At 54.1% G+C, this 16088-nt stretch carries 16 protein-coding genes; 11 read left to right on the top strand and 5 right to left on the bottom strand.

Annotated features, from left to right (window positions below; translation table 11 throughout):
* Window positions 1-57: 57 nt before the first annotated feature.
* From WFK59_RS09360 to hisP, 3 genes are read left to right on the top strand one after another with little or no spacing between them, the layout of a single operon-like run.
* Window positions 58-747 carry a histidine ABC transporter permease HisQ gene (locus WFK59_RS09360; protein WP_336755798.1) on the top strand — a complete coding sequence of 230 codons (690 nt, stop codon included), beginning with the start codon at window positions 58-60 and terminating at the stop codon, window positions 745-747.
* Window positions 740-1456, top strand: coding sequence for an ABC transporter permease (locus WFK59_RS09355; RefSeq protein ID WP_233987526.1), 717 nt, complete (start codon window positions 740-742; stop codon window positions 1454-1456). Before WFK59_RS09360 ends, WFK59_RS09355 begins: the two co-directional genes overlap by 8 nt.
* 8 nt (window positions 1457-1464) lie before the next feature.
* Entirely contained in the window at window positions 1465-2238 is a 774-nt protein-coding gene (gene hisP / locus WFK59_RS09350) for a histidine ABC transporter ATP-binding protein HisP (RefSeq protein ID WP_233987527.1), read from the top strand.
* Between the two features lie 160 nt (window positions 2239-2398).
* On the opposite strand, the gene WFK59_RS09345 is transcribed toward hisP, so the two are convergent.
* Complete coding sequence (locus WFK59_RS09345) at window positions 2399-3298, bottom strand: TIGR01777 family oxidoreductase (RefSeq protein WP_336755649.1); 900 nt, start codon at window positions 3296-3298, stop codon at window positions 2399-2401.
* 182 nt (window positions 3299-3480) lie between these two features.
* Between WFK59_RS09345 and yfcF the strand changes: the two genes are divergently transcribed.
* Window positions 3481-4122, top strand: coding sequence for a glutathione transferase (gene yfcF, locus WFK59_RS09340; RefSeq protein WP_233987529.1), 642 nt, complete (start codon window positions 3481-3483; stop codon window positions 4120-4122).
* 110 nt (window positions 4123-4232) lie between these two features.
* Complete coding sequence (gene yfcD, locus WFK59_RS09335; protein WP_233987530.1) at window positions 4233-4757, top strand: NUDIX hydrolase YfcD; 525 nt, start codon at window positions 4233-4235, stop codon at window positions 4755-4757.
* 120 nt (window positions 4758-4877) lie between these two features.
* Here the strand turns inward: yfcD and pta are convergent, their stop codons facing one another.
* Entirely contained in the window at window positions 4878-7022 is a 2145-nt protein-coding gene (gene pta, locus WFK59_RS09330) for a phosphate acetyltransferase (protein ID WP_442956303.1), read from the bottom strand.
* A gap of 70 nt (window positions 7023-7092) precedes the next feature.
* Entirely contained in the window at window positions 7093-8295 is a 1203-nt protein-coding gene (gene ackA, locus WFK59_RS09325; protein WP_233987531.1) for an acetate kinase, read from the bottom strand.
* Between the two features lie 335 nt (window positions 8296-8630).
* Between ackA and yfbV the strand changes: the two genes are divergently transcribed.
* The 3 genes from yfbV to WFK59_RS09310 all read left to right on the top strand — a co-directional run bounded on the left by yfbV (window position 8631) and on the right by WFK59_RS09310 (window position 10396).
* Complete coding sequence (gene yfbV / locus WFK59_RS09320; RefSeq protein ID WP_233987532.1) at window positions 8631-9083, top strand: terminus macrodomain insulation protein YfbV; 453 nt, start codon at window positions 8631-8633, stop codon at window positions 9081-9083.
* A 142-nt stretch (window positions 9084-9225) separates the two neighbouring features.
* Window positions 9226-9720, top strand: coding sequence for a YfbU family protein (locus WFK59_RS09315; RefSeq protein WP_233988141.1), 495 nt, complete (start codon window positions 9226-9228; stop codon window positions 9718-9720).
* 13 nt (window positions 9721-9733) lie between these two features.
* The gene (locus tag WFK59_RS09310) at window positions 9734-10396 is read left to right on the top strand and encodes a sugar phosphatase (RefSeq protein WP_233987533.1); all 663 of its coding nucleotides are present in this window, start codon (window positions 9734-9736) and stop codon (window positions 10394-10396) included.
* An 18-nt stretch (window positions 10397-10414) separates the two neighbouring features.
* On the opposite strand, the gene yfbR is transcribed toward WFK59_RS09310, so the two are convergent.
* Complete coding sequence (gene yfbR, locus WFK59_RS09305; protein ID WP_233987534.1) at window positions 10415-11014, bottom strand: 5'-deoxynucleotidase; 600 nt, start codon at window positions 11012-11014, stop codon at window positions 10415-10417.
* 69 nt (window positions 11015-11083) lie between these two features.
* Window positions 11084-12301: a pyridoxal phosphate-dependent aminotransferase gene (locus tag WFK59_RS09300; RefSeq protein ID WP_233987535.1), complete on the bottom strand. Its 1218-nt coding sequence runs from the start codon at window positions 12299-12301 to the stop codon at window positions 11084-11086.
* A gap of 963 nt (window positions 12302-13264) precedes the next feature.
* Between WFK59_RS09300 and lrhA the strand changes: the two genes are divergently transcribed.
* From lrhA to WFK59_RS09285, 3 genes are all read left to right on the top strand, one after another.
* The gene (lrhA, locus tag WFK59_RS09295; protein ID WP_021509211.1) at window positions 13265-14188 is read left to right on the top strand and encodes a transcriptional regulator LrhA; all 924 of its coding nucleotides are present in this window, start codon (window positions 13265-13267) and stop codon (window positions 14186-14188) included.
* Between the two features lie 655 nt (window positions 14189-14843).
* Window positions 14844-15287 carry an NADH-quinone oxidoreductase subunit A gene (locus tag WFK59_RS09290; RefSeq protein ID WP_233987536.1) on the top strand — a complete coding sequence of 148 codons (444 nt, stop codon included), beginning with the start codon at window positions 14844-14846 and terminating at the stop codon, window positions 15285-15287.
* Window positions 15288-15302: 15 nt separating this feature from the next.
* On the top strand, window positions 15303-15980 hold the full coding sequence (locus tag WFK59_RS09285) for a NuoB/complex I 20 kDa subunit family protein (RefSeq protein WP_009089012.1): 678 nt from the start codon (window positions 15303-15305) through the stop codon (window positions 15978-15980).
* Window positions 15981-16088: the final 108 nt, after the last annotated feature.

Below are 16088 nucleotides of genomic sequence, written 5' to 3'. Positions count from 1 at the left end.
GCCCGCGCACCACTGGCGGGCAGCGTTCCGTTTCCACCGCACGACAGGACCCTTTCGATGCTGTATGGCTATTCTGATGTAATTCTTCGGGGCACGCTGGTGACGCTGGAACTGGCGCTGACCTCAGTGGTACTGGCAGTGCTGCTCGGCCTGATCGGGGCCGGGGCCAAACTGTCCCGTAACCGACTGCTGGCGATGATTTTTGAAGGCTACACCACCCTGATTCGCGGTGTGCCGGACCTCGTTCTTATGCTGCTGATCTTCTACGGTCTGCAGATTGTGCTCAATCAGGTGACCGACGCGCTGGGTGTGGCCCAGTTTGATATCGACCCGATGGTCGCGGGTATCATCACGCTCGGCTTTATCTATGGTGCTTACTTCACTGAAACCTTTCGCGGCGCCTTCATGGCGGTGCCAAAAGGGCAGATCGAAGCGGCAACCGCCTTTGGTTTCACCGGTTCACAGGTGTTCCGCCGCATACTGTTTCCGGCAATGATGCGCTATGCGCTGCCGGGCATTGGCAACAACTGGCAGGTTATCCTCAAGGCGACGGCGCTGGTCTCCCTGCTGGGGCTGGAAGATGTGGTGAAAGCCACTCAGCTGGCCGGTAAAAGTACCTGGCAACCGTTCTACTTCGCGATTGTGGCGGGCGTCATTTATCTGGTCTTCACCACGCTGTCGAACGGCGTGCTGTGGTGGCTCAACCGGCGCTACACGGTCGGCGTGAAGAGGGCGAGTTATGATTGATATCATTCAGGAATACTGGAAATCGCTGCTCTGGACCGACGGTTACCGCTTTACCGGCGTCGCCATTACGCTGTGGCTGCTGATCCTCTCGGTGGTGATCGGCGGAACGCTGGCGATCCTGCTGGCGATTGCGCGGGTTTCGCCGAACCGGTTTATCAGTTTCCCGGTCTGGTTGTTCACCTATGTGTTTCGCGGTACGCCGCTCTACGTGCAGTTGCTGGTGTTCTATTCGGGGATGTATACGCTGGAAATTGTTAAGGGCACCGAACTGCTGAACGCTTTTTTCCGCAGCGGACTGAACTGTACCTTGCTGGCGTTTACCCTGAATACCTGCGCTTACACCACCGAAATTTTTGCCGGTGCGATCCGCTCGGTGCCACACGGTGAAATTGAGGCAGCGCGGGCCTATGGCTTCTCCACCTTTAAACTCTATCGCTGCATTATTCTGCCGTCGGCGCTGCGCACCGCGTTACCCGCTTACAGCAACGAAGTGATTTTAATGCTGCACTCCACTGCGCTGGCGTTTACCGCTACGGTACCGGACTTGCTGAAAATCGCGCGAGATATTAACTCGGCGACCTATCAGCCGTTTACCGCCTTCGGCCTGGCCGCCGTGCTGTACCTGATCATTTCTTACGTGTTAATCAGCCTGTTCCGTGTTGCGGAACGCCGCTGGCTGGCTCATGTAAAACCCTCTTCATCGCATTGAGTAGAACTATGGCTGACAATAAATTAAGCGTCACCGAATTGCATAAACGTTACGGTGAACATGAAGTGCTGAAAGGGGTCTCGTTAACCGCCAACGCGGGCGATGTGATCACTATCATTGGATCGTCCGGTTCGGGGAAAAGTACCTTTTTACGCTGCATCAACTTCCTCGAAAAACCGAGCGAAGGCACCATCGTGGTCAACAATCAGCAGATCAACTTAGTCCGCGACAAAGATGGTCAGCTCAAGGTAGCGAACAAAGAGCAGCTGCGCGCACTGCGTACCAGCCTGACCATGGTGTTCCAGCACTTTAATCTGTGGAGCCACATGACGGTGCTGGAAAACGTTATGGAAGCGCCGATTCAGGTGCTGGGACTGAGTAAAGCGGAAGCGCGTGAACGGGCGATCAAATATCTCGATAAGGTCGGGATTGATGCGCGGGCACAGGCGAAATATCCGGTTCATCTCTCCGGCGGTCAGCAGCAGCGCGTGTCAATTGCCCGCGCGCTGGCAATGGAGCCGGAAGTGCTGCTGTTTGATGAGCCAACTTCAGCGCTGGATCCGGAACTGGTGGGTGAAGTGCTGCGCATTATGCAGAAACTGGCGGAAGAGGGGAAAACCATGGTAGTGGTTACGCACGAAATGGAATTTGCCCGCCACGTCTCCAGCCACGTTATTTTCCTGCATCAGGGCAAGATCGAAGAACAGGGCACGCCAGTGGAGCTGTTTGGCAGCCCGAAGAGTGCTCGTCTGCAGCAGTTCCTGAAAGGCTCGCTGAAGTAACGCTGCGCCCGCGTGTGGCTGATGCGGGCCAGGTCATGAGGTGCGGCTGACGGTAGCGCACAGGCTGCGCGTTATCGTCAGCGTTGACACCGCTTCGCCAGACCGCACCGGCTGACGGTGCTGCACCTGCACGCCGGTGATGATTCGCCGATCGCGTTCGTTAATGCTTCACCACATCCTGCAACGCCTGCTGTAAATCATACCAGCGGAAAGTAAATCCCGACGCCTCCAGCCGTTTCGGTATCACATGCTGTCCACCCAGTACCAGCACGGCGGATTCCCCCATCATCAGTTTGATGGCGCTGGCGGGCGTGCGCATAAAGGCCGGACGGTGCATCACCCGCCCCAGAATGGCGGCAAACTGCTCATTGCGTACCGCGTAAGGCGCGACCATATTGAATGGGCCGCGCAGATCGTTATGATCCAGCAGCCAGATAATCGCGCTGAGCATATCGTCAAGATGGATCCACGGCATATATTGCTTGCCGCTGCCGATCGGCCCGCCGATTCCCAGCTTAAACGGCAGTTTCATTTTGCTGAGCGCACCGCCCTCGGCAGCCAGCACCACGCCGGTACGCAACAGGCAGACGCGGGTGCGATCGCTTTCGGCCGCGAGCGCCAGCTGCTCCCAGCGCGCGCAAAGTTGATGGGTAAATTCGTCGTGTCCGGGGTCCTCTTCGGTCAGCACCACATCGCCGCTGTCGCCGTAAAAACCGGTTGCCGAGCCGGAGATCAGCACCGCCGGCGGCGTGGTGCTGGCGTTGATCAGTGAGGCGATCTGTTCCGTGATCTGCCAGCGGCTTTCGCATAACTGCTGCTTATGCGGTTCAGTCCAGCGTTTGTCGGCAATGGGCTCGCCCGCCAGGTTGATCACCGCATCAACATTATTGAGATCGGACTGTTGCGACAGCCCTGACCAGAGCGCCACGCCTTCGCCCAGTTTTTCACGCGCGCTCACCACGTCACGCGTCACTACACTGATCTGGTGACCGAGCTGTTGCAGGCGAGGAATCAGATGACGACCTATCAATCCCGTTCCACCGGTAATAAGAATGTGCATGTTGCGGCTCCCTTGACGTTGTTGTTATTTATTCTCTTCAGCATAGAAGAGTAAGGCCAGTGTGAGGTGAGTCGCGTCGCGCTTTCTTGCAATCAGGCGAAACATCGGACCAGCTCAGCGTTGCCTTCAGAAATAAAAGTCGGTAAACATGATGCAATCCTGACAGCCAATTGAGGTAACCGATGAATTATCCGCCCATCACCCTGTGGTCAGATTCATCATTTTTCAGTCCTTACGCCATGTCGGCTTACGTTGCGCTCACCGAAAAGGGTATTCCGTTTACCCTGAAACGGGTTGATTTGTCGCAGAATCAGCAATTCGCGGCGGCCTATCGTGAGCTCTCGTTAACCTGCCGGGTTCCCACGCTGCAGATCGATGACTTTCTGCTGAGCGAATCGTCGGCGATCGGCGAATATCTCGAAGAGCGGTTTCCGGCTCCCGAATTTGAACGTCTCTATCCACGCGACCGTGAAAAACGGGCGCGGGCAAGAGAGATTCAGGCCTGGCTGCGCAGCGATTTTCTGTGGATCCGACAGGAGCGGCCGACTGAAGTGCTGTTTGCCGGCGAGCGATTTTCACCGCTGACCGCCTCAGCGCAGCAGGCGGTGGATAAGCTGGTTACGGCAGTTGAACGTCTGTTACCCGAAGGGCAGCAAAATCTGTTTGGTGAATGGTCAATTGCCGATACCGATCTGGCGGTGATGCTCAACCGACTGGTACTGCATGGCGATCCGTTACCCGCACGCTTACAGCACTATGCTGAGTTTCAGTGGCAGCGTGCCTCAGTACAACTGTGGTTAGCTGAAAGCGGTAAAAATCGATAGCTTTCGAGGCTTGCTCAAGCTAACGGAAGTGATTACCTTACGCCACACTATGAGAATAACGTGGTAAACAGCGCGTGCATCCAGGCACGCTAAACAGGAAAGGGTTACGGATGGTGGATCACATTGCGGGTGATGATGTCGAGTGGGTCGATATCGTTAGCGAAGAGAATGAAGTCGTTGCTCAGGCGACACGCGCACAGATGCGTGCTCAATGCCTGCGTCACCGCGCCACCTATATCGTGGTACATGACGGTATGGGCAAGATTCTGGTACAGCGTCGTACCGAGATCAAAGATTTTATGCCGGGCAAACTGGACGCGACCGCCGGCGGCGTTGTGCAGAGCGGCGAAGATATGCTGGAGTCGGCGCGACGTGAAGCGGAAGAGGAGCTGGGCATCGCCGATGTACCCTTTGCCGAACATGGCAAATTCTACTTCGAAGATGAACACTGCCGCGTCTGGGGCGGGCTGTTCAGCTGTGTGTCACACGGACCCTTTGCGATGCAGGAAACCGAAGTCGATGAGATTATCTGGATGACGCCTGATGAGATCACCGCACGTTGTGATGAGTTTACCGACGATTCGCTGAAGGCGTTGTCGTTGTGGATGAGCCGCAACGGCGAGAACCGCGCCTGATAAACGGGTGAACCGCGCTGCCTGTGCCGTTTACCTGAATCGGTGGTGGCAGGCGGTTACGCGATCGCAGATAAAAAAAAGGGCATGCGCCGTGGCATGCCCTCTCTGTCAGATTAACGCTTAGCCTTCAGCCTGCTGTGACTGAATAGCGGTCAGAGCGATGGTGTAGACGATATCATCCACCAGCGCGCCGCGTGACAGGTCGTTGACCGGTTTACGCATCCCCTGCAGCATCGGACCAATAGAGATCAGATCGGCAGAACGCTGTACCGCTTTGTAAGTGGTATTACCGGTGTTGAGATCCGGGAAGATGAACACCGTCGCGCGACCGGCAACCTGTGAATTTGGCGCTTTCGACTTCGCCACATCTTCCATGATCGCGGCGTCGTACTGCAGCGGACCATCGATCACCAGATCAGGACGTTTCTCCTGCGCGATACGCGTGGCTTCACGCACTTTTTCCACATCGCTACCTGCACCCGAGGTGCCGGTGGAGTAGGAGATCATCGCCACACGCGGGTCGATACCAAAGGCTTTGGCGGAATCGGCTGACTGAATCGCGATCTCGGCCAGCTGTTCAGCGGTCGGGTCCGGGTTAATGGCGCAGTCACCGTAGACCAGCACCTGCTCAGGCAGCAGCATAAAGAACACCGACGACACCAGCGAACTGTTTGGCGCGGTTTTGATCAGCTGCAACGGTGGACGAATGGTATTCGCGGTAGTGTGGACGGCACCGGAAACCAGACCGTCGACTTCGCCACTTTCCAGCATCATGGTGCCAAGCACCACGTTATCTTCCAGCTGTTCCTGCGCCACCACTTCGGTCATGCCTTTGCTCTTACGCAGCTCAACCAGACGCGGCACGTAGTTTTCACGTACCTGAGCCGGATCGACAATCTCGACGCCTTTACCGAGCTCAACGCCCTGTGCAGCAGCGACACGCTGGATCTCATCCGGATTACCTAACAGCACGCAGGTCGCGATGCCGCGTTCGGCACAGATCGCGGCGGCTTTCACGGTACGCGGCTCATCACCTTCTGGCAGCACCACACGTTTGCCTGCTTTACGCGCCAGCTCGGTCAGCTGATAGCGGAAGGCTGGTGGTGACAGACGACGGCTGCGTTCAGAGGTGGCGGTCAGTGACTCAATCCAGTCAGCATTGATGTAGCTGGCGACATACTCCTGCACTTTTTCAATGCGCTGGGTATCATCAGCCGGCACTTCCAGGTTGAAGCTCTGCAGGCTGAGTGAGGTCTGCCAGGTGTTGGTTTTCACCATAAATACCGGCAGGCCGGTCTGGAACGCGCGCTCACACAGTTTCGCGATGCGCTCGTCAATCTCATAGTTACCGGTCAGCAGTATTGCGCCAATCTCAATGCCGTTCATCGCGGCCAGGCAGGCGGCAACCAGCACATCCGGACGGTCAGCAGAGGTAACCAGCAGCGAGCCAGGGCGGAAATGCTCCAGCATGTGCGGAATGCTGCGGGCGCAGAAGGTAACGGATTTCACCCGGCGGGTCTGAATCTCACCTTCGTTGATGATGCGCGCATTGAGGTGACGGCACATATCGATGGCGCGGGTCGCGATCAGATCAAAGCTCCACGGCACGCAGCCTAATACCGGCAGCGGGCTGTCGGAAAACAGCTGCTTAGGATCGATATTGGCGATGCTGGCTTTTGACGAGTCATCAAAAATCTCTGACAGGTCAGGGCGGGTACGCCCTTGTTCATCGACGGGCGCATTCAGTTTGTTGATGATCACGCCGGTGATGTTTTTATTCTTCTGTCCGCCAAAGCTGCTTTGGGTCAGCTCAATGCGTTCTTTCAGCTGGGCCGGAGAGTCATTGCCCAGCGCCATCACGAAGACGATTTCCGCATTCAGGGTTTTCGCGATTTCGTAGTTCAGCGCGTTAGCGAACTGATGCTTACGGGTCGGGACCAGGCCTTCAACCAGCACCACTTCGGCATCCTGGGTGTTGGCATGGTAACGGGAGATAATTTCTTCCATCAGCACATCCTGCTGGTTCGATCCCAGCAGAGATTCTACCCGTGACATCTGCAGCGGTTCAGCGGCAGGAATCGACGAGTTCTTACGGATGATGGTGGTGGTTTGATCCGGGGTATCGCCGCCAGAACGCGGCTGAGCAATCGGCTTGAAGACGCTGAGACGCACGCCTTTACGTTCCATGGCGCGAATGACGCCGAGGCTGACGCTGGTCAGGCCGACGCTGGTGCCGGTCGGAATGAGCATAATTGTACGTGACACGATTGAACCTCTCAGGAATTGCAGGGTGTCAAAAACAACTCCGTCAGCCTGAGCTGACGGAGAGAAGTGATTACGCAGTCAGACGCGCAGCGTCCTGGGCGATGACCAACTCTTCGTTGGTTGGAATCACCAACGCCGGGCGGGTCCCTTCTTTATTGATGTAGCCGGACTGGCCAAAGCGGGCCGCCAGGTTACGATCGTGATCGACTTCGAAACCGAGTAGCGCCAGCTTTTTCAGCGACAGTTCACGCACCATCGCGGCGTTTTCACCGATGCCGCCGGTGAAGACCACGGCGTCAAGACGGCCATCCATCAGCGCGGTATAGCTGCCGATATATTTTGCCAGGCGGTGACAGAACACATCCATCGCGCGCTTCGCATCTTCTTTGGTGGTGTAGTTCTCTTCAACATAACGGCAGTCGCTGGTCACTTCGGTCAGCCCTAACAGGCCAGACTCTTTGGTCAGCAGCTTGTTGATCGCATCCACACTCATGCCGAGGGTGTCGTGCAGGAAGAAGATGATAGCCGGATCGATATCACCACTGCGGGTACCCATCACCAGACCTTCCAGCGGCGTCAGACCCATTGAGGTATCGACGCACTCACCATTGCGGATTGCCGAGACAGAACCGCCGTTGCCGAGGTGACAGGTAATGATGTTCAGTGACGCCAGCGGCTTGTTGAGCATTTTGGCCGCTTCATGGGTGACGTAGAAGTGGCTGGTCCCGTGCGCGCCATAGCGACGGACGCCATGTTCTTTATATAATTTGTACGGCAGCGCGTAGAGATAGGACTCTTCCGGCATTGTCTGATGGAAAGCGGTGTCAAATACCGCGACATTCTTATCTGACAGGTGCGGGAAGTTTTTCATCGCCTCATCGATACCGATCAGGTGGGCCGGATTGTGCAGCGGGGCGAATGAAGAGGCATCTTTAATGCCCTGAATCACCTCTTCGGTGATCACCACGGACTGCGTCAGTTTTTCGCCGCCGTGAACGATGCGATGGCCGATTGCAGCAATTTGTGCCGAAAGCGCGGGTTTTTGTGCCAGAATGGTTTTAACAATGAAATTCAGTGCTTCGCTATGCGCCGCGCCGGCACCGAGAGGGGCTTCCTGTTTTTGACCGTCCAGCTTCCACTTAATACGCGCTTCAGGAAGATGAAAGCATTCCGCCAGACCAGACAAAAACTCGTCACCGCTGGCAGGATTGAGGATGGCAAACTTAAGGGAAGAGCTGCCACAGTTCAGGACCAGAACTAACTTACTCGACATGGAAGTACCTATTTTTAGAGAGTGGCGAAAAAAAACGCAATCAGACTATCAGCGTAGCCCATGAAAGCTGGTAGATTAATGATAAACATCATGCGGTAGTCAGAATTCTGCTTTTCCGCAAAAATTTTTAGTAATTTTACGCAAAAATTTGAAATTTCTTTGTCGAAATATGACCCGTCCTCTTCCCAAAGGCGGACGTCGCTGCCAGAAAGGTGGAGAAACGGCGTCAGGATAGCCGGAGTCACCTTTAAAGACAAAAAAAATTGAAGGATGTCACGTAAAGTTGTGTAGTTATAACTATTTTTTAATCTTTGCAGTATTAGTTGAGGTGAGCCATGGCGAATGAATCTGGCAGTACCAGCTGGTTCCGGATGTTTCAGCGCGGACAGCATTACATGAAGACCTGGCCGGCTGATAAGCGCCTGGCACCGGTATTCCCGGAAAATCGTGTCTCATCAGCGACGCGTTTTGCCATTCGTTTTATGCCACCTTTGGCCATTTTTACGCTGACCTGGCAGATCGCGATGGGCGGTCAGCTCGGGCCAGCCGTCGCGACCGCACTGTTCGCCTGTAGCCTGCCGATGCAGGGGCTATGGTGGCTGGGTAAACGCTCCGTCACGCCGCTTCCGCCCACGTTGCTCAACTGGTTTCATGAAGTGCGGGCAAAACTGGAAGAGGCAGGGCAGGCCATCGCCCCGGTTGAAGGCAAACCGACCTACCAGGCGCTGGCTGACGTGCTGAAACGCGCTTTCAAACAGCTGGACCGCACCTTCCTCGACGACCTCTGAGTCACGCCGTTTTTACACTAAAAACCCGGCGAACCTGCAGTCAGATCAAAGAAAGGCGATACGGAGATTTCCGTATCGTCAGCCCTGTGTGATCATTTCCACCTTGTCTGTTATCTGAGCGGTCTCTGGCCGGGAGTAAATGATGGAAATGACCCATGCACAGCGTTTGATCCTTACCAACCAGTACAAAATCATGGCAATGCTTGAGCCAGAAAATGGTGAGCGCTTTCGCCGTTATCAAACCATTATCGAACGCGGCTATGCGCTGCAGATGCGCGAGCTGGACAAAGAGTTCGGTGAGCTCAGCGAAGAGACCTGCCGGACGGTGATCGACATTATGGAGATGCACCATGCGCTGCACGTCTCCTGGTCGAACCTGAAAGATAAAGGCACGCTGGAAGAGCGGCGTCTGGCTTTCCTCGGTTTCGATGCGGCAACCGAAGCGCGCTATCTGGGGTATGTGCGTTTTATGGTCAACAGCGAAGGGCGCTACACCCATTTTGATTCCGGCTCCCACGGGTTTAATGCCCAGACGCCGATGTGGGAAAAGTATCAACGTATGCTGGCTTTGTGGCAGACTTGTCCGCGACAGTACCATTTAAGCGCCAATGAAATTGCGCAAGTGATTAATGCCTGAGGAGGAGTGACGCGTGACCTACAGTGGTTTTCTATTTGATTTAGATGGCACCTTAGTGGATTCACTGCCGGCGGTTGAACGTGCCTGGAGTCAATGGGGCGCCCGCCACGGCATTGCAGCGGAAGAGATTCTGGCATTTATCCACGGCAAACAGGCGATCACTTCACTGCGTCATTTTATGGCCGGTCAGCCGGAAGCGGCGATTCAGGCGGAGTTTGTGGCGCTGGAACAGGCCGAAGCGGCAGATACTGATGGCGTTCAGGCACTGCCCGGCGCACACGCATTGCTGAATACGCTTAATGAACTGCAGATCCCCTGGGCGATTGTGACTTCAGGTTCCGTCCCGGTGGCGCATGCGCGACATAAAGCGGCAGGATTACCGCAACCGGCGGTGTTCATTACTGCCGAGCAGGTAGCCAAAGGTAAACCCGAGCCGGACCCTTATCTGCTGGGTGCCGAAAAGCTCGGCTTAGCGGCCACTTCCTGCGTCGTGGTTGAAGATGCGCCAGCCGGGATTCTCTCAGGCCTGAATGCCGGTTGTGCGGTTATTGCGGTTAATGCGCCAGCTGACACGCCACGATTTAACGAGGTGGCGTTGTCGCTCACCTCGCTTGAGTCATTAATCGTGACCCGGCATCGCGATGGGCACTTCAGCTTTGGCCGTCAGGATCAATAACGCTTCCGCGCCGCGGATTCAGAGCGGCGTATCCTGTGAAATTTCATCCAGTGACAGGCTGAAACTGGGAATAAACACCTCAACGAAGTAATCCATTTCCGGCGAGCGGCGGTCGGCCAGGGTTTTTTCCAGCCTGGCCTTGGCCAGCAGAAATTCGTTGTTACCGGCGGAAAGCTCTTCCAGACACTTCACGTAAGCACAGAGCGCATCCGCCTGCTTCACGACCGCCTGTTCCTCTTCACTGTGCAGATGCTCATCAATCAGCGGACGGTAGATCGCCTGAAACTCTTCAGGCAGCATCTCAATCAGTTTCTGCTGCGCAATTTTTTCAATCTTTTTATATTCGTGGGCAATTTGCGCGTTGTAATACTTCACCGGGGTCGGCAGATCGCCGGTCAGCACTTCGCTGGCATCGTGGTAGAGCGCCAGCATGGCGATGCGATCGGCGTTGAGCGTGCCGTTGAACTTGAGGTTTTTAATCGACGCCAGGGCGTGCGCCACCATCGCGACCTGCAGACTGTGCTCAGAGACGTTTTCGGTGCGCACATTACGCATCAGCGGCCAGCGATTAATCAGTTTCAGGCGGGAGAGATGGGCAAAGAAGTGGCTTTGAGTCATGAGCGTTCCTGTGAGCCGACAGGGGAGAGACGGGCTCTCCCCAAATAGCGTCAGTATACGCGGCTGAGATTACTGACGATAGCCTTGCAGGAAGCGGCCAAACTTATTGATCGCCATCTCAAGATCATCGACGCGCGGCAGAGTGACGATGCGCAGGTGATCCGGCCACGGCCAGTTAAAGGCGCTGCCCTGTACCAGCAGCACTTTCTCCTGCAGCAGGAAATCCAGCACCATCTTCTGATCGTCAAAGATATTGAATTTTTTCGCATCAATGCGCGGGAACATATAGAGCGCGCCCTGCGGTTTCACGCAGCTGACGCCGGGAATATCATTAATCAGCTCCCAGGCGCGCTGGCGCTGTTCATACAGCCGGCCGCCAGGCATGATAAATTCACTGATGCTCTGGTAGCCACCCAGCGCGGTCTGAATCGCATGCTGAGCCGGAACGTTGGCACAGAGACGCATTGAAGCAAGCATCTCCAGCCCTTCAATGTACCCTTTAGCGTGCTTTTTCGGGCCGTTCAGCACCATCCAGCCCTGACGGAAGCCCGCCACACGGTAGGTTTTTGACAGGCCATTAAAGGTCACGGTCAGCAGATCGGGGGCCAGCGCGGCGATGCAGTGATGCTGTGCTTCGTCGTACAGAATTTTGTCGTAGATCTCATCGGCGAAAATGATCAGGTTATGCTGACGGGCAATTTCGACGATCTCTAACAGCAGCTCTTTGCTGTAAACCGCACCGGTGGGGTTATTCGGGTTGATGATAACGATGCCGCGGGTGCGTGGCGTGATCTTACTGCGGATATCATCCAGGTCGGGGAACCAGCCAGCCGATTCGTCACACAGATAATGCACCGCTTTACCGCTCGACAGCGAGACGGCTGCGGTCCATAGCGGATAGTCGGGTGCCGGTACCAGCATCTCATCGCCACTGTTCAGCAGGGCCTGCATCGCCTGCACGATCAGCTCAGAGACACCGTTACCAATGTAGATATCCTCGACGGTGACATCGCGCATATCGCGTGCCTGATAATGCTGCATGATCGCTTTACGGGCAGAATACAAACCTTTCGAGTCGCAATAACCCTGTGCGCTCGGCAGATTACGAATCACATCCACCAGAATTTCGTCAGGCGCTTCAAAACCAAACGGCGCGGGATTACCGATGTTCAGTTTGAGTACTTTGTTGCCTTCTTCTTCGAGGCGTTTGGCCTCTTTCAATACCGGACCGCGGATGTCGTAGCAAACGTTATCCAGCTTACCGGATTTATCAATCTGAAAAGTCATTGTTACCGCCTTAATGGGCAGAATCCTTTTGGCTGCCACAGAAATCAAACCAGCACAATGTACTCTCCTCACGAACACAAAAGAAGGGTGCCGCTCGGTTTTGGCGCGTTCAGCAACTTTTCCCGCCGCTGATAGCGCAAAAGATATTTGTTACCCTGATAATTAGTTAAACTAACCATATCAGCATTGCTAAACGATATTTTTAGCTGAGAGAGGCGGGCGCTGGCGGGGCTGCATTTGCACATTATGAAACATTTTTGGAACTTATGACGGTTGAACCTTTCCCGACATTTGAAATATACACTCTGTGAAATAGTTAAACGATATTTTATTGATGGTTAAATAATCATCGTTTAAGGGGTGTTGACGTGGCTCAGGTCTTAATGCTGCTAAAGAATGATGCCGTTGGCACCTTGTCATAACCGGAGAAGTGCCAAAAGATCAGGTCCGGATGGCACCAGCTTTGCGAATCAGAAGGCATTCACTGTCACTTCCGGCCAGAGATCAGACTCACCGAACAGGTGAAAAGAAAGCGATCCGCTGGCAGAAGGGGCCGGAAACGCCTTTAGCGCAAAATTTACAGCGCTTTTCACAAAATCATTTCCATTTTGAAGTCAAAAATGATTAAGTATAATTTATTATTTAGTGCGTCTTGCCGCTCCGCTTTACCGGATGCAACATCGCGCATTCTGTCCCGCTTCGCTGTTTTGGGTGGGAATAAGACAACTACGCAGCTTCCTGCATTCGCGCACCCCGCGCCTTCGGTTCAGAAGTTGTATCTGTCTTCCTGATCCTGTTGATCTTCTGATGGGTCTTCAGCGGTCTGTAAACGTCAGTGAAATTTTTTGTGCCAGTCTCAACACAGGACTGTCATTGAGCACCATTACTGTTTATCACTTTGATAAGCTTAGTAATAACACCAGGGTAGTAGTTCGTAAAAATCTAATAAGTGAAGAAAAAAACATGACTAATGCAAATCGTCCGATACTGAATCTCGACCTCGATCTGCTGAGAACCTTCGTTGCCGTTGCTGATCTCAATACGTTTGCCGCCGCCGCTGCAGCGGTCTGCAGAACGCAATCAGCCGTCAGCCAGCAGATGCAACGTCTGGAGCAATTGGTAGGTAAAGAGCTGTTTGCCAGACATGGACGTAATAAGCTATTAACCGAGCACGGAATCCAGCTTTTAGGTTACGCCAGAAAAATCCTTCGTTTTAATGACGAAGCCTGCACCTCCCTGATGTACAGCAATATTCAGGGTGTGCTGACGATTGGCGCCTCCGATGATACCTCTGACACCATTCTGCCGTTCCTGCTGAACCGGGTTACCTCGGTTTATCCGAAGCTGGCTATTGATGTGCGGGTAAAACGTAACCCTTTCATGATGGAAATGCTCAACCAGGGCGAAGTTGACCTTGTGGTCACCACTTCCAGCCCGGGCAATTTCACCTATCAGGTCCTGCGCACGTCACCGACCTTGTGGTACTGCGCGGCAGATTACATTTTCCAGCGTGGCGAAGCCATTCCGCTGGTGCTGCTGGATGAGCCAAGTCCTTATCGCGACATGGCCATCGATCATCTTAATGAAGCGGGCATCCCGTGGCGTATCTCGTACGTCGCGTCAACGCTGGCTGCGGTTCGTGCCGCGGTTAAAGCGGGATTGGGTGTCACAGCACGTCCGGTCGAGATGATGAGTCCGGAACTGCGGGTGATGGGCGCAGCAGAAGGTTTACCGGTGCTGCCGGATACCCAGTATCTGCTGTGTCGTAATCCTGACAGCGATAACGAACTGGCACTGGCAATCTTTAACGCCATGCAGTCAACCAATGACCCGTACAATCTGAGTGCCAATCCGGATGGTACGCTGTTACTGGACGACGAAGAGTAAGTTGGTTGCCATCATGCTGCACAGATCCTGTGCGGAATGAGCGGCACAAAACGCCGATAAAAAAGCCTTTCATTCTGTAAGCAGAATGAGAGGCTTTTTTTTACCCGCCTGATGATAGCTGACAGCTTTTTCCGCTTCGCCAGCCTGCTGTTTCAATAGTCACCTGCTGCAATTAATTTCATCTCTGCTTTAACTGAAACTTACCCACCAAAAAAACGGATGCTTCGTTTCGCCTTGCGCCAAAAAATGGAGAAATTTAGCGCAAAAAGGGCAGAAGTGTGTTCTGGATCAAAAAAATACCCCTGGTAAGGGGAAGGAAAACCCGCGGATACCTGTCAAAATATGTTTGTTAAATGCACGATCCATGCGTGTAAATACCCGCTACACTAAAATTAACCCTACAGACTGAAGCGATTTAGCTGGAAAGCGGGGCATCATTTGTTAATAATATGATGCAGGTGTGAAATAATGTTTGGATACTTTTGTCAAAGTTGACAAAAGGTTATAGAAAGGAGTAAAAAACCCCATAAAATTGCTGCTTATTTAAGAATAACAGCGACATTTAAAAGGTTTTTATCCTTCCCTTGAATCGATGTGGTCAGTTTGCTGCGGGAAACGCGTGCAGGATGCCAGCGCCACTTTTGATGAGTAAGCAATGAGTATGTCAACTACCACCGAAATCATCGCTCAGCATTGGGCGTTTATCGTCTTTATCGTCATCGCATTTGGCCTGTGTGCTTTCATGTTGACCGGAGGATGGCTGCTTGGCGGCAGAGCGCGCGCGCGTTATAAAGACACGCCGTTCGAGTCAGGCATCGAGTCCGTAGGCGACACCCATATCCGCCTGTCGGCCAAATTCTATCTGGTTGCGATGTTTTTCGTCATCTTCGACGTCGAAGCCCTCTTTTTATACGCATGGGCGACCTCAATCCGCGAAAGCGGCTGGGTCGGCTTTGTGGAAGCCGCAATTTTCATTTTGGTGCTCCTGGCGGGCTTGGTCTATCTGGTACGCATCGGCGCACTCGATTGGGCTCCTGCACGTCGTCGCGTCGTGGTTAAAACCACCACGATCAGTCACACCAATCCTCACAAGCAGTAAAAGAGAGGCAATAAGATGGACTATACGCTCACCCGCATAGACCCGAACGGTGGTGAGAACGACCGTTATCCTCTGCAAAAGCAGGAAATCGTCAGCGATCCGCTGGAGCAGCACGTTCATCGCAGCGTTTACATGGGCAAACTCGAAAATGCCCTGCACGACATGGTGAACTGGGGGCGTAAAAACTCCCTGTGGCCTTATAACTTCGGCCTCTCCTGTTGTTATGTAGAGATGACGACCTCGTTTACCGCCGTGCATGACGTGGCACGTTTCGGTGCTGAAGTCATGCGCGCCTCGCCACGTCAGGCCGACTTTATGGTGATCGCCGGTACGCCATTTACCAAAATGGCCCCGGTGATTCAGCGTCTGTATGACCAGATGCTGGAGCCAAAATGGGTGATCTCAATGGGTGCCTGCGCCAACTCTGGCGGCATGTATGACATCTATTCCGTGGTGCAGGGCGTGGATAAATTCCTGCCGGTTGATGTGTATATCCCTGGCTGCCCGCCGCGTCCGGAAGCCTACATGCAGGCGCTGCTGCTGTTGCAGGAGTCGATCGGCAAAGAGCGTCGTCCGCTCTCCTGGGTGGTTGGCGATCAGGGTGTTTACCGCGCCAACATGCAGTCCGAGCGTGAGAGAAAACGCGGTGAGCGCATTGCGGTCACTAACCTGCGCAGCCCGGACGAAGTGTAAGTTAACCGTATGGATGGCAAAACGCGCCTGCAGCAGAACATCACAATTTAATGCATGGCCCCATCCTGACGCCTTCATTTGAGTGCCTGAGACCAGGCCGGAATGGTG

The sequence above is a fragment of the Pantoea sp. USHLN298 genome, assembly GCF_037149395.1.
Classification (GTDB): Bacteria; Pseudomonadota; Gammaproteobacteria; order Enterobacterales; family Enterobacteriaceae; genus Pantoea; species Pantoea astica.
The sequence above is the reverse complement of the archived record's forward strand: the minus strand, read 5'-3'. Positions and strand labels throughout refer to the sequence as shown.

Excerpts from the sequence above, each read along its gene's own strand:
- WFK59_RS09360 (WP_336755798.1), top strand. The coding sequence starts at position 58 with ATGCTGTATGGCTATTCTGATGTAATTCTTCGGGGCACGCTGGTGACG.
- WFK59_RS09355 (WP_233987526.1), top strand. The coding sequence starts at position 740 with ATGATTGATATCATTCAGGAATACTGGAAATCGCTGCTCTGGACCGAC.
- hisP (WP_233987527.1), top strand. The coding sequence starts at position 1,465 with ATGGCTGACAATAAATTAAGCGTCACCGAATTGCATAAACGTTACGGT.
- WFK59_RS09345 (WP_336755649.1), bottom strand. The coding sequence starts at position 3,298 with ATGCACATTCTTATTACCGGTGGAACGGGATTGATAGGTCGTCATCTG.
- yfcF (WP_233987529.1), top strand. The coding sequence starts at position 3,481 with ATGAATTATCCGCCCATCACCCTGTGGTCAGATTCATCATTTTTCAGT.
- yfcD (WP_233987530.1), top strand. The coding sequence starts at position 4,233 with ATGGTGGATCACATTGCGGGTGATGATGTCGAGTGGGTCGATATCGTT.
- ackA (WP_233987531.1), bottom strand. The coding sequence starts at position 8,295 with ATGTCGAGTAAGTTAGTTCTGGTCCTGAACTGTGGCAGCTCTTCCCTT.
- yfbV (WP_233987532.1), top strand. The coding sequence starts at position 8,631 with ATGGCGAATGAATCTGGCAGTACCAGCTGGTTCCGGATGTTTCAGCGC.
- WFK59_RS09315 (WP_233988141.1), top strand. The coding sequence starts at position 9,226 with ATGGAAATGACCCATGCACAGCGTTTGATCCTTACCAACCAGTACAAA.
- yfbR (WP_233987534.1), bottom strand. The coding sequence starts at position 11,014 with ATGACTCAAAGCCACTTCTTTGCCCATCTCTCCCGCCTGAAACTGATT.
- WFK59_RS09300 (WP_233987535.1), bottom strand. The coding sequence starts at position 12,301 with ATGACTTTTCAGATTGATAAATCCGGTAAGCTGGATAACGTTTGCTAC.
- lrhA (WP_021509211.1), top strand. The coding sequence starts at position 13,265 with ATGACTAATGCAAATCGTCCGATACTGAATCTCGACCTCGATCTGCTG.
- WFK59_RS09290 (WP_233987536.1), top strand. The coding sequence starts at position 14,844 with ATGAGTATGTCAACTACCACCGAAATCATCGCTCAGCATTGGGCGTTT.
- WFK59_RS09285 (WP_009089012.1), top strand. The coding sequence starts at position 15,303 with ATGGACTATACGCTCACCCGCATAGACCCGAACGGTGGTGAGAACGAC.